At 70.8% G+C, this 21,632-nt stretch carries 11 protein-coding genes; 8 read left to right on the top strand and 3 right to left on the bottom strand.

Annotated elements, in window-relative coordinates:
* The first annotated feature begins 569 nt into the window (after positions 1-569).
* Positions 570-2,075 carry a vWA domain-containing protein gene (locus tag H4W31_RS37350; protein WP_192770902.1) on the top strand — a complete coding sequence of 502 codons (1,506 nt, stop codon included), beginning with the start codon at positions 570-572 and terminating at the stop codon, positions 2,073-2,075.
* Positions 2,076-2,142: 67 nt separating this feature from the next.
* Here the strand turns inward: H4W31_RS37350 and H4W31_RS37345 are convergent, their stop codons facing one another.
* Entirely contained in the window at positions 2,143-8,064 is a 5,922-nt protein-coding gene (locus H4W31_RS37345) for a HEAT repeat domain-containing protein (protein WP_192770901.1), read from the bottom strand.
* Between the two features lie 389 nt (positions 8,065-8,453).
* Between H4W31_RS37345 and H4W31_RS37340 the strand changes: the two genes are divergently transcribed.
* Complete coding sequence (locus H4W31_RS37340) at positions 8,454-10,007, top strand: golvesin C-terminal-like domain-containing protein (RefSeq protein ID WP_192770900.1); 1,554 nt, start codon at positions 8,454-8,456, stop codon at positions 10,005-10,007.
* Between the two features lie 53 nt (positions 10,008-10,060).
* Here the strand turns inward: H4W31_RS37340 and H4W31_RS44605 are convergent, their stop codons facing one another.
* Positions 10,061-10,396, bottom strand: coding sequence for a YkvA family protein (locus H4W31_RS44605; protein WP_192770899.1), 336 nt, complete (start codon positions 10,394-10,396; stop codon positions 10,061-10,063).
* 380 nt (positions 10,397-10,776) lie between these two features.
* On the opposite strand from H4W31_RS44605, the gene H4W31_RS37330 reads away from it, so the two are divergent.
* From H4W31_RS37330 to H4W31_RS43475, 4 genes are all read left to right on the top strand, one after another.
* On the top strand, positions 10,777-11,508 hold the full coding sequence (locus tag H4W31_RS37330; RefSeq protein ID WP_225945884.1) for a hypothetical protein: 732 nt from the start codon (positions 10,777-10,779) through the stop codon (positions 11,506-11,508).
* A 597-nt stretch (positions 11,509-12,105) separates the two neighbouring features.
* Positions 12,106-15,162: an ATP-binding protein gene (locus H4W31_RS37325; RefSeq protein ID WP_225945883.1), complete on the top strand. Its 3,057-nt coding sequence runs from the start codon at positions 12,106-12,108 to the stop codon at positions 15,160-15,162.
* Between the two features lie 382 nt (positions 15,163-15,544).
* Positions 15,545-17,683, top strand: a complete 2,139-nt coding sequence (locus tag H4W31_RS37320; RefSeq protein ID WP_192770897.1) for a tetratricopeptide repeat protein — start codon at positions 15,545-15,547, stop codon at positions 17,681-17,683.
* A 3-nt stretch (positions 17,684-17,686) separates the two neighbouring features.
* Entirely contained in the window at positions 17,687-18,517 is an 831-nt protein-coding gene (locus H4W31_RS43475) for a LuxR family transcriptional regulator (protein ID WP_318783639.1), read from the top strand.
* 55 nt (positions 18,518-18,572) lie between these two features.
* Here H4W31_RS43475 and H4W31_RS37310 read toward each other — a convergent pair whose 3' ends face one another.
* Positions 18,573-19,316, bottom strand: a complete 744-nt coding sequence (locus tag H4W31_RS37310) for a MerR family transcriptional regulator (RefSeq protein WP_192770896.1) — start codon at positions 19,314-19,316, stop codon at positions 18,573-18,575.
* 268 nt (positions 19,317-19,584) lie between these two features.
* Between H4W31_RS37310 and H4W31_RS37305 the strand changes: the two genes are divergently transcribed.
* Both H4W31_RS37305 and H4W31_RS37300 read left to right on the top strand, forming a co-directional pair.
* Positions 19,585-19,764 carry a hypothetical protein gene (locus H4W31_RS37305; protein ID WP_192770895.1) on the top strand — a complete coding sequence of 60 codons (180 nt, stop codon included), beginning with the start codon at positions 19,585-19,587 and terminating at the stop codon, positions 19,762-19,764.
* Positions 19,765-19,811: 47 nt separating this feature from the next.
* A complete protein-coding gene (locus H4W31_RS37300) occupies positions 19,812-21,578 on the top strand; it encodes a thiamine pyrophosphate-dependent enzyme (protein ID WP_192770894.1) in 1,767 nt (588 codons plus the stop codon).
* The last annotated feature ends 54 nt before the right edge of the window (positions 21,579-21,632 follow it).

Genomic DNA, 21,632 nt, shown 5'->3' with positions numbered 1-21,632 from the left:
TACGCATTCTCCGGAACGACGAAAATACCCGGAGCAGGTCAACTGATCAGCGACGCTGGTCGCCCTCCCGGCGCCCCGCGAGCCGATCAGGCCATCCCGGGTGGACGACCGGGTGATTGCCAGAACGGGCCCGTCCCCCGTCAATTGAACGCGTCGGGTCTGCGTGTCACAAGGGAGTGGCACGATTGTTTCCGGTGCCGAACCGGACCCGGTGTACGCATATCCCGGTCGGCTTCCCGACACCTCGTGCCACCCTCCCGCGTGTTCTTGGCGCGGCACCCGGGAACGGTCGGCCATTTCCGCACGGAAATCGACAGCACGCTTCCGGTACGACAAATGCGATCGGCAATGGAGCCGGGCGAACCGGCGCCACTTTCGTTGACCAGGTGGGGGAGAGCATGACTGCGAAGGGCGGGAAGTCGCGTCACCGCGATGTGCGGCCGAGCCACCGGTGGATCCGTCGGACGGCCGCCGGGCTGGCCCTGACCCTCGGGCTCGGGACCGGACTGCTCGGCGTGCCCGTCCCGGCCGCCCTCGGTGCTCCAGTGCCGGCGGTCCTGAGTGCTCCAGTGCCTGGAGTTTTCGGTGCTCCGGTGCCGGCGGCCCTCGGTGCTCCGGTGCCGGGCCGGGCCGACCCCGCCGCGACCGAGCGGATCTACGAACAGCTCGGCGTCCAGGAGGTGGCCGCCGACTACGTCGTACTGGTCGACGTCTCCGGATCACTGCGCACCGGGAACCTGTACGCCGCCCTGAAGACCGGGCTACGCAACCTCTTCGCGGCGCTGGCGCCGAAGGACGAGGTCACCGTGGTGACGTTCGCCGAGCGGGCGGTGCAGGTGTGGCGGCAGCCGGCCGGCGAGTCACCGGACGCGATCGTGGCCAAGCTGCCGCCGGTCGCCAACGGGGCGTACACGGACATCGGGCTCGCACTGGAGAGCGCCGTACGCGTACTGCGCCGGCCCGAGGCACCGTCGATCGGTACGGTCATCCTGCTCACCGACGGCCGGCACGACCCGAAGCCGGGTAGTCGGTACCCGGTGGAGTCCGGGTACGCCTGGAACCAGTTGACGAAAGCGGCGGGCGGGCTGGAGAAGGACGCGCTGAGCGCGTACGCGATCCCGCTGGCCGGTGGGACCAGCGCGCACCTGCTGAAGAAGGTCTTCGGAACGCGGGCCTCGGTCCTGCCGACCACGAACCCGGACCAGATCGGCGCCCGGCTGGCCGAGCCGAAGCAGCGGGTCCGGGCGGCCAAGGCGCAGGAACTGCTGGCCGGAGATCTTGCCCGGAACGTCTCGGTCCAGTGGCCCGGGCAGCTCGGCCGACTGGACGCCGGCAGCAACGAACTGACCGCGACGCTCCGGTCCCAGAACGACCACCTGCCGCTGACCGTCACCGACCTGGCAGTCGGTACGACCTGCGGGGCGACGGTGACGTCCACCCTGGACGGCGACCCGGTGGAGCTGCCGCCCGGCGGCAGTGCACCGGTCCGGCTGACCGTCGACTGGAACCCCGGTGACCGGAGCTGGAAACCGTCGGAGGTGGTACGCCAGCAGTGCGCGCTCACCCTCACCGGTCGGGTCGGTACGCCCTGGGCGGCCTTCCTCGCCGACGAGCTGGGCGCCTCGGCGAAGCTGACCTCGACTCTGGCCGGACCCGACGGCGCCGCTTCACTGCGGGCGCAGCAGGGTCGCCCCGGCTGGTGGCAGCTCGGCGCCGGGCTGCTGCTGCTCCTGGTGGCCCTCGCCGCGCTGCTGCGCTGGCACCGACTGCATCCGGTGCTCAGCGGCGTCCTGACCGCTACTGCGACGGGCGGCTCCCGGGGATCGGGTTCGGTGAACGGCGGCTCGGTGACCCTGCACGGCCGGCGGATGACGATCAGCGCGGCGACACTCGGCATACCGGGTTCGGGTACCGCCCGGGGGCGTCGCCCCACGGCACGCTCCGGCCGTACCGACCTGGAGATCGCGTACAGCCGGGACGGCTCGACCGACGCGCGGGAGGTCAAGGTCTGCCCCGCCGGAGGTTCCGCCACGGTCGGCGACATCCGCTTCGAGTGGCGGGCCGGCGGGCGTTGAGGGTGTAAGGAAGGGCCCCTTCTTATCGTTTTCTGTAGAAGAAGGGCCCCTTCCTAACGCCTCAGGCTCAGCCGGCCGTGACGCCACCTCTTCCGTCGTCGAACATGCTCAACACGAACGCGGCCAGCTCGCTGAGGAGCTGCTCCTGATCGTGGTCACTCTGTCCGCTCAACGGTCGCGAGACGGGATTGAACGCCTGGAAGCAGGCGACCTCGGGAATCCGGGCGAAGACACTCGGCTTGACGATCAGCGGCAGGATCTGGCAGCCGTCCTCCCGGGCCGCCTCCAGCATGGTCGGCAACTCGACCTCGTCCACGAAGGCCGAACTGAAGAAGTCCGCCGTCACCAGGAGGATCGCGGCGCGGGCCCGGGACATCGCGGCCTCCAACTCGTCGCGCCACACGTCGCCGGGCTTGAGCCGGGTGTCGGCCCAGACGTCGACCAGGCCCCGCCGGACGAGTGGCTTGAGATGCCGTTCGAGCCGGCTCAGCCACTCCGCGTCCCGGTGGCTGTAGCTGATGAAGACCTGGGCACGGGGGGCGCGGATCCGCTTCCCGACCGCCTTCGCCAACGCGTCCCGCTGCTGCCGGAGGAGATAGATCAGGAACTGTGGATCCTCGATGACCAGCTGCCGGGACTGGGTGTCGAGGAAAAGATGCTCGTCCAGCTGGTCGTGCCCGTCGAAGCCGTGCGGAAACCGGCGGAGCAGATGCTTGTCGATCGCGGGCGCGAGGTTCGGGTCCCGCACGGCGGCATCGTCCAGCGACAGTACGCCGTCGGTGGCGGCCAACATCAGCAGCAGCTCGATGCAGGCCTGTTGGCGATCCCCGTCGAGTGCCGCGAACGACCGCACCACCCCCTGGTACCGGGCGGCCAACGTCTGCTCGACGTGCTGAATCGCCTCGTCAAGGCCGCGTTTCACGGTGACCAGACTGAGCTGGGTACGCTCGATGCCGTTCTGCGTGGCGAGGTACCAGCACAACATCTGGGCGGTGCTCAGACTGCCCCTGGCCAGCCTGACGATCTCGTCGGCCTGGGTGAACGACACGTTGAGGGCGGCCTCACCCTTGCGCACCATCTCCAGGATCAGGTCGTCCGTGGCCACCGGCACCTGGAAGACCTCGATCCGGATTGCCAGATCGGACGACCGTTCGACCAGGTGACGGCCGGTCCCCGGAATACCGACGATGATCAGACGATCGTCGGGAGCCTCCTCGTCGGCGAGCAGCTTCAGATGGTCGGTCAACGCCGCCTGCAACTCGGGCGAGAGGCGGTGGAAGTCGTCGACGGCCACCACCCCGCGTTGCCGGGTCGTCGGCAGGGTCTTGATCTGTTCGAGGTCGTCCCGCTTCCTGGCACTGAGTACGAGGATGTTGCGGCCCTGTTCGCGTTCGAGCCGGACCGCGCGTTGCAGGACCGTGCTCTTGCCGATTCCGGACGGCCCCTCGATCACGATTCCCAGACCGGGCTGGCGCAGGGCCATCCGGAACATGGCGAAGTTCGGCGGCTCCACGAAGGTCAGCGTCGGATGACCGTTCCGCTTGAAGACGTCACTGAGCGGGTGCGTGAAGATGGCGTCACCTCTGCTGTTCTGCTCTGGCCGCGACTCGTCCCCCGGTGGCGGCGCGTTACCGAGGCTGGGCAGGTGGTCCGGGTCGGCGTCGGGTAGCCAGGTGAGGGCCTGGCCGGCGCGGCGCCGGAAGTCGGGATCGGGGTCGTCGCGGGCCAGGTCGGTGAGGAGCTTCCGGGTCTGTTCCTGGTCGCCGAAGTGGGTACCGAGGGCGTGCACCGCCGTGGCGCGTACCGACCAGTCCTGGTCGTGGAGCCGCTCGACGAACAGGGTGTGCACCTCGGGGTGGTGGGCGACCTGGGGCTGGTCGAGCACCCGGAGCACCACCCGGCGGACCTGTACGTCCGGATCGTCGGCGGCCCGTCTGACCAACAGTTCACGGACCGCCTCGTCGGTGCCGAAGTAGCTGGCCAGGATGCGCAGCGCCGCAGCCCGGATCTGCGCGTCGCCGTCGAGGGTTCGCTCCAGCAGCACGTCGCGGTGCGCGATGTCGAGCTCGGCGCCGGTCCGGGAGGCGAGTTCGACGGCGACCTCGTGGACCAGTTCGGCGTCCGGGTCGTGCCGGACCCGTTCCAACAACGCCTCCCGGACGTCGCTGTCGACGCCGAAGTGCCGAATCAGCAACCGTACGGCGGCGAGCCGGACCTCGGCGTTGCTGTTCCCGCGTACCCGGTCGGCCAGCAGGCGGTGCGGGTCCTGGGGAGATCCACGGTCACCGACCACGGCAGCGGCGGCGAGGGCGAACACCCCGGCATCAAGGTCGTGGTGAGTCCGGTCGACCAGGGTCTCGAAGCTGCTGTCCCGAACCTCCGGGTACCGGAGGAGAGCCCTGACGGCGGCCAGCCGGACCCCGGCGTCGCGGTCGGTGCGGGCGCGGTCGGTGAGGGTGTCCCGGGCGGCCGGATCGGTGGCGACGACCTCGGCAAGGGCATTGACGGCGACGAGTCGTACGCCGGCCTCGGCATCCTCACGGGCAAGTCCGACGAGTACGCCGGAGACACCGTCGTCCAGGCCGACGCGTTCCACCAGGGCCCCGGCGGCGGCGAGCCGGACCCGGGCATCCAGATCACCCAGAGCGAGGCGGCCGAGGGCGGTGCCGATGGTGGAGTCGGTGCCGATCCGGTCGGCGAGGGCCCGGGTGGCGTGCAGTCGTACGTCGGCGTCGCGGTCCTGACCGGCGGCGGTGGTCAGCAGTGCGATCAGCGCACTGTCCCGGGGGTGGTACCCGGTCAGCAGTTGGAGGGCGACGCGGCGGACGGTTACGTCCGAGTCGCCGGTCGCGCGGCTGACCAGGATCTCGCGGACGCCAGCGGCGGAACCGAACCGGTCGACGAGGACCCGGGCCGCGGCGTCCAGAACACCGGGATCCCGATCGTGCTGGATCCGGTCGACCAGCAGAGCGTGAAGTTGGCTGTCGGCGGGGAGTCGGTCGCCGAGGACACGGAGACAGGTGCGTCGGATGATGGCGATGGCGTCGTCGTGGGCGCGCGCGATGAGCACCTCCCGGACTTCTCGGGTGGCCTCGAAGCGTTCGACGAGGACCTGGACGGTGCTGCGGATGACCTCGGCATCGGTGTCGGTGTGCAGGGAGCCGACGAGGGCGGCCCGTACGTCGGAGTCGCCGCTGGCGCGTTCACCCAGGATCTGTACGGCCGCGCGACGTACGCTCGGGTTTTCGTCGGCGTGGGCGCCCTCGATGAGGCCACCCACGTCGGGGTCGTCCCAGAAGCCCCCGCCAAGGGCCTGGATGGCGACGAGCCGGACTCCGACGTACCCGTCCGTGCGGGCACGTTCGATGAGGAGATCCTGGGCCCGGGGGTCGGCCCGGAAGGATTCGCCGAGGGCTTCGACGGCGGCCATCCTGACGACGGCATGGTTGTCGTCGCGGGCGCGCTCGATCAGGCGGGTACGGACCCGGGCGGCGGCGGCCGAGTGGGCGGGACTGTCCACGGTGGCGACGGCGAGTTGGGCGATCTCGGCCAGTCCGGCGACGCAGGCGTGCGCGGCCGGACTCTCGTCCATCCTGACGAGGATCTTGTCGAAGAGGTCGTCGATGCGTTCGGTCGGGGTGGAGAGCACAGCGGCGAGTCGGGCGGCATGGGTGGAAACGGGACTCCAGACGACCCGGACACCGCGTCGGCGGTACCAGGAAAGGTAGAGCTCGCGGCCGGGCCATTTCGATCCGATGGTCCTGGCGGCGGGCAGAATTTCCTCCTCGATCAGCCGGACGGTGTCGCGGTCGTCGATCGAGACGCAGTGTTCGAGAAGGAGGACGAGTCGCCGGAGCAGTGCTTCGGCGGGTGCCGCGACGGCGCTGTCCAGCCTCCGGACCTCGGCCAGGCACTGTACGGCGAGGGCCAGTTTCCACGGCGGCGGGCTGATCTCGGCGGCTGGCCAGGATTGGCCGACGTCGGCGGTCAGCAGGTGGATGATCTGGGCGGTGTGCCTCTCATGCATGTGGCCGGCGAGCAGCCGGAAAATGCTCCGCCAGGAGGGGACGGCCCAGTGCAGGCGGAGCAGATCCTTGACGTGCTCGAAGGTGAACGAGAGGTCGGACTTGAATCTGTTCAGGATGGCCTCGGCGGAGAAGAACTCCAGGAACGCACGGTGGACGAAGCCGTAGATCCGGGGGCCGTACCGGCTGAGGGTGAAGGTCCGTTCCCGAAACTCGCTCGTCAACTGAAGGGCGATCCGCCGGGCGTCGACCGGGTCGCGGTCGTAACGCTCGACGAGGTACTGCTCGAAGACCGTGCTCAACGTCTGCGCGCTGACGTAGTTCGCGGTCAGACCGCGCTCGTCAGCCTGCATCCGGTACGCCAGCCGGCGCAGCAGTTCCTTCTTGTCCTCGCTGTCGATGAAATCGGCGAGGGGGGACTGCCCGCCAAGGTGCCGGAAGACGTCCCAATGCTGCACCAGCACCGTCGCCGCGTGGTCGTACAGCTTCCAGCGCTCGCGGGGCAGGGCGTGTCGTCTGCCGACGATGGCCAGGACGGTGAGCAGCAGCGGATTGCCGGCCAGTTCCTGGAGCGCGTCCGAGCGGCGCAGGGCGTCCAGCAGGCGGGTCCGCGCCGAGTGAGCGACCTCCGCCTGATCCGGGATCGCCAGCCGGTACCAGCTCGACAAAAACTCCGACGTCTGGTCCTCGTCCAGGTCCTGGAGCGTGAAATGGGTGAACCCGACATCGCCCAGAATCCGGCGGCCGTAATCGGTCGTCCGGGAGGTGACGACGATCCGTACCTGCGGATGGCCGACCGCGAAGTCGGCGATCTGCCGGGACACCTCCTCCCGTTGTCGCCGGTCGAAGACCTCGTCGAGGCCGTCGAAGATGACGACCGCCAGCCCGCCGGTGCTCAGGTGCCGGTGCAGCGCGGAGCGCTCGATGCCGAGGCCGTCGGTTGCCGCCCGGTGGTCCAGATAGTCGACGACGTTCACGCAGCGGCGCTCGGTGAACGCGGCGACGTACGCGGACAGCTCGATCAGCAGCGGTAGATGCCCGCTGAGCATGGCCAGCCGGTCGTCGGTCGGGCCGCGGGTGAGGCTCAGGGCGACGTAGCGGGCGGCGGTTGACTTTCCGGAGCCGGGGTCGCCGAGCAGTACGATCGCCCGCTGGTCCGGTGCCCCGAGTACGTCGAACAGCCGCTGCAACGGCTTCGCCCGGTACGACTCGTGCAGGTGCACCAGCTCCTGCGGGTCCACCTCCTCGGGTACGTCCTCGGTGCCGATGTGTCCCTGGGACTGGATCCGGCGCAGCCATTCCCGGGGCAGTTCGGCCGGGGGTGGATCCTCGCGTACCCACTGCTCGACGAAGACCGACATCAACTGGATCCGCACGTAGTCCTCGGTCTGCTCCGGGGTGAGCGCGTCCAGGTCCAGCACCCCGTAGTGCTGACGCAACCGGAGAAAGTACTGCTCCAGGGCGTTCCGGCTCAACGCCTGCATGCCGCCGACCGGCAGGCCCGACTCGGTCACGGAGTTCGCCACCGCCGCGGTGACCATCGCGGCGAGGTCCGCCGGACTTTGGAACGTGCTGCACGTGTGCCGGTCGGCCAACTCGGCCCGGAGCGCCTCGATTCTCTCCGCCGCCGGGCCCCGGTCGATGAAGTTGCGCGGCCAGGGCGCCTCCTCGTCGAGCAGGAAGATCAGGCAGGGCTTGCCGGCGGTCAGCGCCTCCCGGTATTCCAGTTCGATGATCGACCGGTCGTACCCGTCGGGAACGAAGCCGTAGCGCCAGGCGAAGATTCCGATGTAGATGTCGCACTCGGCGGCGTCGGCCAGACAGCGTTCCAGGGGTCGCCGTTCCTCGGCCACGTACGACTCCATGGCCACGTCCTCGACCCGCAGTCGCCGCAGCGCGAGTTGGACCGCAGCACGGCACTCCTGCAGGTCCGTGAACGTCGCCGAGACGTAAACCTTCGTCACTGCCGCTCTCCGGGTCGAGTGCCGGGCGTGGCTACAGACGGTAGCAATCTCGGACCACAGAAGAAACCGCCCTGAGGTTGTAAGGAAGGGCCCCTTCCTATCGTTTCCTGTAGAAGAAGGGCCCCTTCCTAACGCCTCAGGTTCAGCCCAGCCCGGTGATCCGGCGCAACTCGGCGGCGGACGGCGTCGACTCGGGCTGGAGGATCCAGCAGCCAGCTCGGCCGCGCGGCGAGCCAACTTCGGACCGTACGCAGAACCATCGCGACCTGTCACGGTGGTGCGGCACGGCCAGCGGCGAAGATTCTTGCCAAGTGCATAGTGGCAGGTGACAATATCTTTCGCGATATCCGTCAATGTTCGATCTCGCCACCGCCCTCCCGGGAGACGCCATGCGACGACCAACCCTCGCTGTCCTGCTGTCCGCATCGATCGCCTTCGTCGGGCTCGGCGCGGCGCCCGCCCCCGCGGTCGCGGTCGCCGTCGGACCCGATGTGGGTACGCTCGCCACCACGGCGCTCGCGCCCGGGCTCTCCCTGAGCAACACGACGGCGACCGGCCCCAACCGGGTCAACATCCTCGCCGCGAACCTGGCCGAGCCGACGCTGAAGCCGAAGTACCTCAACCCCGGCACCGTCGGCGCCACCGCCACCCTGACCAGCCAGGCCAACCGGGTCGGGGCGATCGCCGCCGTCAACGGAGACTTCTTCGACATCGGTGTCACCGGGGCGCCACGCGGGATAGGACTGGACAACGGCACCCTGCTCAACGGCCCGGCTGCCGGCTGGAACAACGTGGCCGCGCTGTACGCCAACGGTGCGGGGGGCAGCCGTGGCGGCCTGGCCCAGATCTTCCTCGACGCGAGGGTCACGCTGCCGGGCGGTAGGCAGCTCACCGCCACCAATCTCAACTCGCCGAACATCGCCGCCAACGGCATCGGCGTCTACAACTCGCTCTGGGGCGACGAGGCACGCAGCCAGGTGCTCGATGGTGCCACCCGGTCCCGCGAGATCGAGATAACGGCCGGCCGGGTCAGCAAGGTCAGCACCACCGCCGGGGGCAAGGTGGCGGCCGGAAGTGTCGTCGTACTCGGCGTGAATGCCGGTGCCGACGCGCTGGCCGGGGTCGTGGTCGGCGACAGCGTCACGGTCAACTACACCCCGCGCGGTGGGGACGGGGCGGCCCAGGTCGCGATCGGCGGCAACCTCGTACTGGTCCGGGACGGGGTGGTGACGACGGAATCGCATCCGCGCAATCCACGGACGGCGGTCGGCTTCTCCGCCGACGGGTTGAAGATGTGGATGGTCGTCGTCGACGGCCGGGCCACCAACAGCGTCGGGATGACCTACGTCGAGCTGGCCAACTACATGAAGTCGATCGGTGCCGACGACGCGATCAACCTCGACGGCGGCGGGTCGAGCACGATGGTCGCCCGGATGCCCGGCGACACGTCGGTATCGGTCCGCAACACGCCGTCGGATGGCGCCCAACGGCTGGTACCCAACGGAATCGGTTTCGTCTCCACCGCGCAGGCCTGGAGTTCCACGGTCGACAACACCACCGCCGGCCGGTTCACCGCGAGCGCGAGCTGGGGTACGTCGACCTACTCCAGCCAGCGGTACGGCACCGACTACCGGTTCGCCGACCCGGTCCTGTCCAGCGACGTCGCCTGGTACAAGGTGAACATCCCGACCACCGCCAGCTACGAGGTCTCGGTCTGGTACGCCGCCGATCCGGGCTACAACGATGCGACCCCGTTCATCGTGGCCAGCACGAGCGGCAACCAGACCGTACGGGTCAACCAGCGCGCCAACGGCGGCCGGTGGGTGTCGCTCGGGGTCTTTGCGTTGACCGCCGGAGACGAGAACAAGGTGGGAGTGAGCCGGTGGACGTCCGGCACCGGCTACGTCGTCGCCGATGCGGTACGGGTAACCCGCGTCGGCTGACCGGCGGCCACTCCGTCGTCATGGGGAAACACCATCTGCCATTCCGCCGCACGTTACCGCGTTTTCCCGGTCGGCCCTTCGAGTTCCGGCTCCGTCGGTCGAGCACCGAGAAGTCCGTGCTTCTTCGCCAGGTGTCCGATGTAGGTGATCACGCCGACGAGAACGCCCACGTCGTCGAGATAGATCGGATCGGGAAGGACGTCGACCGGAAAAATGCTGTAGGCGATGGCAGCCCAGAAGGCCACCTTCCCCTGTACGGGCATCAGGTCGGCCCGTACGAGCCGGCCCATCCTGAGAAGTTTCACCAGGAGGAAGATCGCGATCCCGAGCATGGCGATGACTGCCACCCCGAGCGCGATCAGGAGCGCGACGACAACCGGAGAATCCACGGGTCCCCCTTCAATTCGTCCGAGGAACAATTTCGCGGCATCCCGTGCCGCTGCCAATGAGCGTTGCTTCTTCCTCGGCGGTCAGCAAGCCCGCAAAGGCGATTTCGTCCGTACGGGGACGAGCGCACCCGCCCAGTCAGTACGCTCGACCGCCACCCACCGCCCACACCATCCGAAACGACCGAGTGGCGATCGCTCGATCGGCCCGGGAGCATCCGCTCAATGGCACGCAATTCTGTTGCCGGGCCCCGCCGTGCGGAACGGGGAACGAACAAGCGGGTGTCCCGACCCGGGTGCCGACGGCGGTACGTTCGGGCCGGACAGGATTGGAGCGGTGGCCAGCGGGTACGCGTCGGATCTCGTATCTCGGGGGGTGGCACATGTCGGAACGGCACACCGTAATGCGCTCGATCCACGATCTCGGCCTGGCGGCCTGGTTCGGCGGATCCCTGATGGGGGCGATCGGAGTCAACGGCGCGGCGGCGAAGTTGAGTGACTCGAAGCAGCGACTCGGGGTGGCCTCGGCCGGCTGGGCCCGGTGGACGCCCGTCAACGCGGCGGCGATCGGCGTCCACGTGGCCGGCGCCGCCGGTGAGCTGATCACCGAGAGTCCTCGGGTGATGGCCCAGTCCGGGGTGGGCCGGATGAGCGTCATCAAGACCGGCCTCACCGTCGCGGCCCTGGCGGTGACCGGCTACAGCCGGCTGCTCGGCATGCGGCTGGCGAAGTCCGATGGGACCCCGGTGGCGGGGGTGACCGAGCCCGATCACGGGACACCCCAGCAGCTCGCCTCCCAGCAGCGCCAGCTGAGGGTGTTGCAGTGGGCCATTCCGGCGCTCACCGGCGGACTGATCATCGTGACCGCGCTCGCCGGTGAGCAGCAGAAGCCCGGTCAGGTCGCCAGGGGAGTCCTGAAGCGGATGAGCGGGCTGACCGCCATGTCGAAGGGCATGTCCAAGGGGGTCTCGAAGGGCGTGTCGAGGGGCGTGCCGATGATGTCGAAGGGCGTCTCCAGGGGCATGCCCCTGGTGATGTCGAAGAGCATGCCGATGGGGATGCGCAAGATCGGCATGCGGGTGGGCCAGCAAGCAATGGCGAAAGTGCGGCACTGATCCGCTCGGCCAATGCCGGGCCGGAGCCGGGCCCCGGTTCTGCCGGACGACGATGGATCGGGTTCTTGCGGACCAAGATAAGGTTTCCGTCGTTTTTCTGACCGGAACTTTCCAGTAGGTCAGTCCACAGACGGCGGCGGGCATTGTGCCGAGGAGCAACGGTGCCCGCCACCGTCAGTTCGGTCACATCGGCCGGACGGATCGCGCGGACCTGGGACCGAAAGTGGCGGGCCCGCCCCGACTCCGGTGGCAGTGGGAGTACTCTCCGCGTCGGCCGTGCCCCTGCGGGACAGGGTCGTTTCCGATGCGCTCCGGAATGGTCCCGCCTGCGGGACCGACTCGTCTCGCATGGCGGGAAGTAGAGCAGCGCAAATGTCACGTTGTTGGGGCTGCTCGCCATGCGCTCCCGGATGTGCGGGCCCGCTATCGGCGCCGCCGTACTGTGTCGCGGAACGTGGCCGGACGCCCAGCCCACCGGCCTGACCGGCAGCGATGTCCCGCACCTCGGAAACAGTGGACGATCCGACGCCATATGTTCCCGTCGCGCCGGTGTCAATGGACTGATGACTGCTTATAGTCCGGCCTGATCGGTCTGGCATGGATAACGGTCAACGCGGTTACCTCGGGACAGGTTTTTTCGCATGTCCACGGAGGTGCCGGGTGCGGGTCGAATCAACATCGGAGACTCCTGCTGTCCCGGATCAGACAACAGCCGGGACCAGTGAGCTTGTCGGGCGCCAGGACGACCTGACCCGGATGGTCGATCTGCTCGACGATTCCGTACCGTCGGCGCGTTTCCTGGTGGTGGAGGGGGAGCCGGGGATCGGCAAGAGCCGACTCGTCTCCGAGTTCGCGAAGATCGCCGGCGAGCGTGGCCGTACCGTGCTGTTCGGGCGGGCGACCGAGTTCGAGCGCTTCCTTCCGTACGGAGTCGTGCTCGACGCCCTGGCCGCCGTACCGGATCATCGGTCCGACCTGCACGTGCTGCTGGACGCGCTGGCGGTGCCGGACCCGGCCGGCGGCGGCGATCCCGGCTCGGCGGACGGGGTGCCGGCCACCGCGGCCGTGGAGCGGCACCAGCGGCACCGGCGACTGCGCAACCTGCTCACCGCGGTCGCCCGGCCGGCCGGGGCGTTGTTCGTCTTCGACGACGTGCAGTGGGCCGACGACGCCTCCGTGGAGTTCCTCGGATATCTGCTGCGGCACCCGCCGGAGGCCCGGATCACCGTGGTGCTCGCGTTCCGCTCGGAGCAGTGTCCCGCGCGGCTGGCCGAAGGGCTCGCCCACCTGGTGCCGGTACCCCTCCGGCTGCACCTCGGTCCGCTCTCCGGCGCCGACGTCGACCAACTGCTACCCACCGAGCCGGCGTCCCGGCGCCGGCTGCTGCACCAGGTCAGCGGCGGCAACCCGCTGTACCTGGAGCTGCTCGCCGGCACCTCGACGGAGATTCTCGGCGCGCTGCGTCGCGGCGACTTCCCCGACGAACCGGTGAGCGCGGCCCTGCACGGCGCGATGGCGGTCGAGGTGCGCGGGCTGGCGCCGATCGAGCGGCTCGTCCTCCAGGCGATCGCGGTGATCGGCCCCGGTCTCGACGTGGCCGCCGTCGCCGCCGCGGCCGAACTGGATCCGCTGCCGACCACCACCGCGCTGGACGCGCTGGTCGAACGGAACCTGCTGCGCCAGGTCGGCGGGCAACTGGACTTCCGGCACTCGCTGGTCAGGGCGGTGGCGTACTGGATGGCCGGCCCGGCGTGGCGGCTCGGCGCGCACCGCCGGGCGGCGACCCACCTGGAGCGCCGGGCCGCCCCGCTCCCGCTGCGGGCCCACCATCTGGCCAAGGCCGTCGTGCCGGGCGACGAGGACGCCGTCGAGGTGCTCGCGATGGCGGCCAGGAGCACCATGGGTACGGCGCCGGGGAGCAGCGCCGCCTGGCTGCGTGCGGCCCTGTCCGCGCTGCCCGACGACCCCGGCCACGCCGACCGCCGGGCCGAGCTGCGGCTGCTGTTCGCCAAGGCCCTCGGCGTCACCGGCCAGTTCGACGAGGCCCGGACCGTGTTGCACGACCTGGTCGCGGTCGCCGGCCCGCACCGGCACGCGGCGGTCGAGCAACTGGCCGTCCTGGAACGGCTCGCCGGCCGGCTCGACGTCGCCAGCGCGCTGCTCAGTACCGAACTGGAACGACTCGACGCCACCGGAGCCACCCAGGCGATGCTCCGGCTGGAGCTCGCCGTGACCGAGATGCTGGCCGGCCGGTGGCGGGCCGGTGCCCGGCACGCGGGTAAGACGATCGAGCGGTCCCGGGCCGGCGGGCACCGTGGCATCGAGGCGGCGGCGAGCGCCGTACTCGCCGCCTGCGTGGTGGCCAGCGGTCCACTGTCGACCGCCCGGGTACGCGTGTCGTACGCCAAACGGATGGTCGACGCCCTGGGGGACGCCGCGCTCCGGGACGAGTTGGGAGCGATCGCCCTGCTCGCCTGGATCGAGCCCATGCTGGACCGGGTCGACGACGGGCTGGCCCACGCGGAACACGGCATCGAGGTGGGCCTGCGGTTCGGCCGGATCCATGTGCACCCGCTGCTCTACTCGGCCCGCTCGGTCCTGTACGGCGCGGTCGGCCGGGTCGACGAGGCACTGCGGGACGCGGAGGAGGCGGAGGAGATCGCCCGGTGGCAGGGCAGTGCCGAGGCGGCGACGCTGGCGGCGGCCGTACGGCTCCGCCCACTGCTCTGGCTCGCCGGCCCGGACGCCGTACGCCCGGCCCTGGACCGGCTCAAGGGCAGCGCCGCACCACGGTCCACGCTGTACCGGGCGGTCGTACAGACGCACCTGGCCGAGGCCTGCGACGCGGTCGGGGACCACGCCGACTGCCAGCGCCTTCTGGCCGACCCGGAGATCTACCGCTGTCTCGGGCCGGCCGAGGCGACCATTCTCGCCCTGCGGGCCCGCTCCGTCGGCGTACACGGTCCGCACGGCGGCTCGGGCAGCGGATCGCACGACGTATCGCGCGGCGGCTCGGGCGGCGGATTGCGCGAAGGCTCGGGCGGCGGATTGCGCGAAGGCTCGGGCGGCGGATCGCGTGACGGGATGGGCGGCGGATCGGGTGGTGAGGCGCCGGAGCTGGGGCGGTGGTTGAGCCGGGCCGCGACAATCGCCGGCGACCTGCCCGCCCGACTGGGTGCGGTCGGCATGGCCAGGGCGGCGCTGTCGCTGGCGCGGCACCGCCCGGACGAGGCCGTCGGCCAGGCCGCCCCGGCGATCAGCCTCTTCACCCGGGCCGGCATGCCGGTGGCCGAGGGGGAGGCCCGGATGCTCCTCGCCGAGGCGCAGTTCGGGACCGGGAACCCGCAGCTGGCCCGGGAGCAACTGGGCCGGGCCAAGCGGCTCTTCTCCGGCAGCGGCGCGCGCTGGCTGGCCGGACAGGCGGACCGGGCCCAACGTCGACTGGCCGCCCGGCTGCCCCGGCAACGTACGGACGGTCCGGTCACCCTCTCCTCCCGGGAACGGGAGGTCGCCGAACTGGTCGCGCAGGGACTGACCAACCATCAGATCGCCGGTCAGCTGGTGCTGAGCCCACGCACCGTGGAAACCCACGTCACCCGGATCATCGCCAAGCTCGGCATTCCGTCCCGGGCGGCGGTGGCCCGACAGCTCTGACGCCGGGCCGGTCGTCGATGACGCAGTGTGGTCAATCCGTCCGGGTTAGGTGTTTCCCCGGATCCTAAGTAAGCCGTCCCAGGTGCACAGTGAGGCACCGATCGCAATGAAGGAGGTGAATGCGATGTCGCATCCGTCCCGGGGTCCGCCGCGCCACCGCACGGGTCGGACGAGTTCGTCCGGTCGGGTCGGGCCCGCGACGCGACCGGACGACGTCCGGCACCGGACAGAACGCGGTAACCGCCGGACGGAACGCGTTGGCCGCCGCGCGGGAGGGCGTTGGCCGCCGGGCGGGAGGCCGGTGACCGCCGGGCTCGCCGCACCGCCGACATGTCCACGGCCGACACGTCACCGCCGAGCCGATCGCACAGGGGAGACGAGCATGCTCCAGGCGCCGCACCGTTGGATCCGCGCGCGGCACGGGCACGACCGCCGGCGGGAACTCGCCGCTGGTGCCACCGGCCCGCTGCTGGCCAGCCTCGACGCCCACCGGCGCCGGCGTGGGCCGTACAGCGCGGCCGGCGAGCTGCTGCGGGCCCTGGTGCCCGGCGCATGGAAGCGCTGGCCCGAGTTGGTCTCCCGGCACGAGGTGGAGATCCTCGCCCTCGCCCCGGAGCTGCGCGACCTGGTTCCGGCCACCCGGCACCACACCCCGCCCGCACCGGTGGCGCCCGACGAGTGGCTCCGCGCGCATCCCCGGCCCGCTACGCTGCGGTTCGCCCACGGGCTGGTCGAGTTTCTCGACGCGTACCTGGACCGGCTCGGTGGGGAGTGCCGGGACCTGCTGGTCGACAACCTGCACGAGGCGGACCCGACCGACCAGGAGCTCTGCGTCGTACTGCTGCGCCGGGTCGACCGACGCCGGCTCCGCCTGCACCTGGCCACCGGTACCGAGCCGATCGCCGATCCGGCCGGCCCGGTCGCGATGTCCCTGCCGGCGGCACTGCACCGGTACGCGGTAGCGGTGCGGGTGACCGCGACCGAACTGCCGGAACTGCCCGCGCTGCCCGTCGAGGAGCTGGCCGCCGTCGAGGAGCTGGCCCGCCGGTTCGTCGCGACCGACGGCACCGACGACGACCCCCGGGTACGGCACGCGTACCAGCGGCTCGACCCGGAGAAGCGGGCTCGGCTGCACGACGAGCGGGCTGCCCGGTTGACCGGCACCGGGGAGTGGTCGCTGCGGTTGGGGGCGCTCACCTACCACGCCGAGCACGGCGGCGACCCGGCCGGTGCCGGCGCCGAAGCCCTGCTGGCGGCCCTCGACCACTGCGTCGGCCTGGGGTTCCGGCACGCCGCCGTCGACTACGGACGGCGTGGTCGGGCGGTGGTCGACTGGGCCGGCCATCCGGAGCACTCGTGGGCGTTCGTCAGCCGGATGGCGACCCCACTTGCCGAACTCGGCCGGCCGGCGGAGGCCCTCGGGCTCTACCAGGAGGCGCGGGCGTACTCCAGCAGCCCGGCGGTGCACCGCCAGGCGGCGTACGCGACCGCGATGCTGCACGTCCGACACCTGCCGGCGGAGAGCCGGGACAGTTCCGCCGCCCGGGGCTGGGCGAACCTGGCCATCGCGCTCGCCGGGTGCCTGCCCGATCCGCTGACCCGGGCCGTCGAGACGGTGTTCCAGCAGAACGGCCTCGCCTCGGTCGCCGGGCACGAGGGCCGGCTCGACGAGGCACTGCGGCTGGTCACCGCCGGGCTCGACCGACTCGACCGGGAACTCGGCCCGACCGGGTACCTCGGGCACCGGTCGATGCTCCGGCACCACCGCGCGCGGGTGCTGTCGGCACTCGGCCGGTACGACGAGGCGCTGTCCGACCTCGAGACGGTGATCGCCGCCGTACCGGACTGCCCGGAGTACCACGTCGACCGGGGTGACCTGTTACGCCGGCTGGCGCGTCCGGCCGAGGCGATCGTCAGCTACGAGCGGGCGATGGAGCTCTCCCCGCCGTTCCCGGAGGTGTACCACCGCCGGGCCGAGGCCAGGCTCGAGGTCGGTGACCTCACCGGTGCGGAGGTCGACCTCGGCCACGTGCTGGAACTCGACGAGTCCCAGCTGGACGCCTACGTCCACCGGGCGGTACTCCGCTACGACCTGGGCGACACCGACGGTTCCTGGCAGGACGTCGATCACGGACTCGCCCTGGAGCCGGACAATCCACGCCTGCTCCGCGTACGGGCCCAGCTGCTGATGGCCGAGGATCCCGGGGCGGGTGAGGCGGCGCTGACCGAGCTGGTGACCGCGCACCCGCAGTTCGCCGACGGCTGGGTCGCCCGGGGTGTCGCCGGTTACGAGCGGGGTGACCTGGCCGCCGCGGCCGCCGACTTCGATCGCGCGCTGGCCCTCGCCGACAGTCCCTCGACCCGGTTCCACCGGGGCATGGCGCTGGTCGAGGCGGACCGGTGCGAGGAGGCGCTCGCCGACTTCACCGAGGTGCACGCCGCCACCGGCGATCCGGAGGCGCGCAGACAGATCGGGATCTGCCTGGACCGGCTCGGCCGGGCGACGGTGCGGGCGGGCTGAGCCGTGACACTGACGACCGACCATCAGCGGGCGGCGCCCTTTGTCGGCCGGGAGGCGGAACTGGCCGGCATCCGGGCGGCGGTCGCCGCACTCGACGCCGGACGGCAGGTGATCGTCGAGGTGATCGGTGCGGCGGGTACCGGCAAGTCCCGGCTGATCGCCGAGGCCCTGCGCCGGATCGACCGGACCGGTACGGAGATCTTCGCCGGAGCGGCGGCGGAGGTGGAGCGCCAGATACCGTTCCACGTGTTCCTGCACGCCCTCGGCGACGAGGCCGCCGAGCATCTGGGGCCGGGGAACCAGTTGTGGGCCGAGGTGGCGCTACAGGGCTCCGGCGGACTGCTCAGCGTCGCACGCTTCCAGCTCTACCGTGGCTGGCGGCGGGCGGTCGCCGACCGGGTGGGTACGGGGATGGTACTGGTCCTCGACGACCTGCACTGGGCCGATCCCGCCTCCACGGAGCTGATCGACCATCTGGCGCGGTACCCGGTCCGGGGCCCGTTGCTGCTGCTCCTGGCCGGACGGCCGGGTACGCCGCTGCCCCGACCGGTCCGGTCCGCGGTCGGCGACGCGGTCTTCCGGCGCATCTGCCTGGCGACCAGACCGGGGGCGGTGCCGGACGTCCCGGATCCACTGGCGCTGCTGACCTCCCGGGAACGCGAGGTCGCCGAGCTGACGGCCACCGGCGCCACCTCCCGGCTCATCGCCCGGCAGTTGCAGGTCAGCCCCCGTACCGTCGACGCGCATCTGATGCGGATCTACCGCAAGCTGGGGGTCACCTCCCGGGCCGCCATGGTCAGCCTGCTGGCCCGAGGTCCGGACCGGCCGCGCTGATCCACCGGCGCCGATCCCACCCGTTGCCGGTGGCGTCCGCGCGGCTGTCGGCGCCTCAGAGGTCGGACTTCCCGCCCCGTCGGTCGACGTCGGTCGGCCCGGTCCCGAACTCGGCCATGGCGGCCTCGCCGGAGTTCTCCGCCACCACCCGGAACGCCTCGCTGAGCAGGCGGATCAGGCTCTGGGTCAGCGCGGCGCTCTCGTGGTCGAGCTGGGGCCCGGCGGTGCTGGCGGCTTCCGGCCGGCGCATCGCCAGCATCCGGGTGCCGGCGTCGCGGACCAGTTCCTCGGCGACCAGACGTAACTCGTCCAGCACCTCACTGAGCAGGGTCAACCCGGCCGGTATCGGCACGCCGGCATGCCGGAGGTCGAGCGCCGGCTGGACCGCCCGGGCCCGCGCCACGGTGACCGCCCCGTCCGGGGTGTGCGCGAGCACGCCGTGCCGGGCCAGGGCGTACACGATGGCCGGATGCTCGGTGGCCAGCCGGGAGAGCGCGGCGGTCAGCGGCTCGGTCGGTGTGGTCGCCGCCCGTCGTACCCCGAGCATCGCCTCGATGGCCACCAGGTTGAAGCCCTGCCGTTGCAGCAGCTTGATGCTCTCCAGCCGGCGTACGTGTCCGGCGGCGTAGTAGGCGGTCCGACCGTGCCGGGTCGGCGGTGCCAGCAGGCCCCGGGCCTGGTGCGCCCGGATGTTGCGGGGTGACATTCCGACCACCCGGGCGAGGCTGTCGATGGTGTACCGCTCCGGGGCCGGCGCGGCAGCGGCACGGTCGCCGAGGTGGGACACGGTCGCCGTCACGGTTGCTCCTTCCATCGGGTGGCAGGGCGAACGTACCCAGCACGACCGGCGGGCGGATATAGGTGAAATTACTACTCCCGAAGATCAGGAACCGCTCATACCATCCGCAGGGAATCGGAGCGGAATTCACCGTCCGTCCCGTTCTTCCGGAGCGATTGGTTATGGTCGGTTAGGCGCCGATTGTCGCGCCCCGGCGAGTCCCGACGGCGGGATGACGGCGGGATGACGGCGGCCTCCGCCCGGGAGGTCCACGTCGAAGGGGACGGGGATGTCGGACGGACGAGTCGGTGACCTGGCGACCGGTGTGATCGGGACCGCCGCCGGCACCGTCGTGGATCCCAGGCAGGGGATACGACAGATACGGAGCCACTCGACCGTGCCGGTCCTGGTCGCGGTCGGTGTTCTGGTCGGCTACCTGATCGGCCGCCGGATGCAACGGCGAGGCTGAGGCCGCACCCGCCGCCGGGCCACGACAGACAGCACGGGGGGACCGCAATGCGTGAGATCGTCGGAGAGGCGCTGGCCAAGCGCCTGGTCGACTGGGGTGTCGACACGATTTTCGGGCTGCCCGGCGACGGCATCAACGGGCTGATGGAGGGCTTCCGCCGGCAGCGCGAGTCGCTGCGCTTCGTCCTCGTCCACCACGAGGAGGCCGCCGCGTTCATGGCGACCGGGTACGCCAAGGCGACCGGCCGGCTCGGCGTCTGCGCCGCCACCTCCGGCCCCGGCGCGATCCACCTGCTCAACGGCCTGTACGACGCCAAGCTCGACCACGCGCCGGTACTCGCGCTCACCGGCATGCAGGAGACCTCGGTGCTCGGTTCGTACTACCAGCAGGAGGTGCACACGCCGCAGCTCTACGAGAACGTCGCCGCCTACAACCTGATGGTGACGAACCCGCAGCAGTTGCCGGGCGTGGTCGACATCGCCATTCGTAAGGCGCTGGCGGAGCGGACCGTCGTGCACCTGAGCTTCCCGAACGACATCCAGGTGGCCGAGGCGTCCGCCGACCCGTACCGGCACGTCAGCCCGGGTAAGCCGCCGAAGAGCAGTCCGGTGCTCTCCCGTCCACCGGTGCCGGCGGCGCAGGATGAACTGGACCGGGCCGCCCGGGTGCTCGGCGAGGGCGGCAAGGTCGCCATGCTGGTCGGCATCGGCGCCCGGGATGCCCGGGACGAGGTGCTGGCCGTCGCCGACTGCCTCGCCGCGCCGATCGTGAAGACCCTGCCCGGAAAGCAGGTGGTGCCGGACGAGCACCCGCTGACCACCGGCGGCCTCGGGCTGCTCGGCACGAAGCCGAGCGAGGAGCTGATGGAGGAGTGCGACACCCTGCTGATGGTCGGCACCAGCTTCCCGTACAGCAGCTACCTGCCGGCGCCGGGGAAGGCCAGGGTGGTGCAGATCGACCGGGACGCCAGTCGGATCGGCCTGCGGCTGCCGGTGGAGGTGGCGCTGGCCGCCGACGCCCGGACGGCGCTGCGGCAGTTGCTTCCGCTGCTGAACCCGACCACCGACCGCTCGTTCCTGGAGAAGTACCAGCGGGGCAGTACGGAGTGGCGCAGCAGCATGAAGGCGTTGCGGGATCCGAAGCGGCATCCGATCGCGCCGTCGTACTTCATGGGCTGCGTCGACGATCTGGCTGCCGACGACGCGATCCTGACCTGCGACTCGGGCACCATCGCCACCTGGTCGGCCCGGCACTGGACCATCCGGGGCGGCCGGGAGTTCTACCTGTCCGGAAACCTCGCCACGATGGCGCCGGGGTTGCCGTACGCGATCGCGATGCAACACGCCTTGCCCAATCGGCAGGTGATCGCCTTCGTCGGGGACGGCGGGTTCGCGATGCTGATGGCGGAGTTCCTCACCGCCGCCCGGCACGACCTGCCGATCAAGGTGATGGTCAACAACAACAACTCGTACGGGCAGATTCTCTGGGAGCAGATCCTCCTCGGCTATCCCGAGTACGCGGTACGGCACCGGGAGCCGGAGGCGGACTTCTCCAGCTGGGCGCGCAGCTGTGGCGGGTACGGCGTGAAGGTCACCGATCCGGGGCGGCTCCAAGACGCGGTCCGGGAGGCCCTGGCGCATCCCGGGCCGGCGCTGGTCGACTGCAGCGTCAATCCGAACGAGCCGCCGATGCCCGGCAAGGTGCGGTACGAGCAGGCAAAGGAGTTCACCGAGGCGTTCCTGCGCGGGCAGCCGCACCGGATCGCCACCCTCGCCACGGTGGCCCGTGACAAGATCAACCAACTCCGGTCATGAACGGGCGGAGCGGGCGGGTCAGCCGGTTCGGGGCCGGGAAGGCTCCTGACGGCG

This window comes from Plantactinospora soyae (genome assembly GCF_014874095.1).
GTDB classification, from domain to species: Bacteria; Actinomycetota; Actinomycetes; order Mycobacteriales; family Micromonosporaceae; genus Plantactinospora; species Plantactinospora soyae.
The sequence above is the reverse complement of the archived record's forward strand: the minus strand, read 5'-3'. Positions and strand labels throughout refer to the sequence as shown.

Bases quoted from the DNA above. Each gene is read 5' to 3' on its own strand.
- H4W31_RS37300 (WP_192770894.1), top strand. From the start codon at position 19,812: ATGCGTGAGATCGTCGGAGAGGCGCTGGCCAAGCGCCTGGTCGACTGG.
- H4W31_RS37305 (WP_192770895.1), top strand. From the start codon at position 19,585: ATGTCGGACGGACGAGTCGGTGACCTGGCGACCGGTGTGATCGGGACC.
- H4W31_RS37340 (WP_192770900.1), top strand. From the start codon at position 8,454: ATGCGACGACCAACCCTCGCTGTCCTGCTGTCCGCATCGATCGCCTTC.
- H4W31_RS37330 (WP_225945884.1), top strand. From the start codon at position 10,777: ATGTCGGAACGGCACACCGTAATGCGCTCGATCCACGATCTCGGCCTG.
- H4W31_RS37320 (WP_192770897.1), top strand. From the start codon at position 15,545: ATGCTCCAGGCGCCGCACCGTTGGATCCGCGCGCGGCACGGGCACGAC.
- H4W31_RS37325 (WP_225945883.1), top strand. From the start codon at position 12,106: ATGGATAACGGTCAACGCGGTTACCTCGGGACAGGTTTTTTCGCATGT.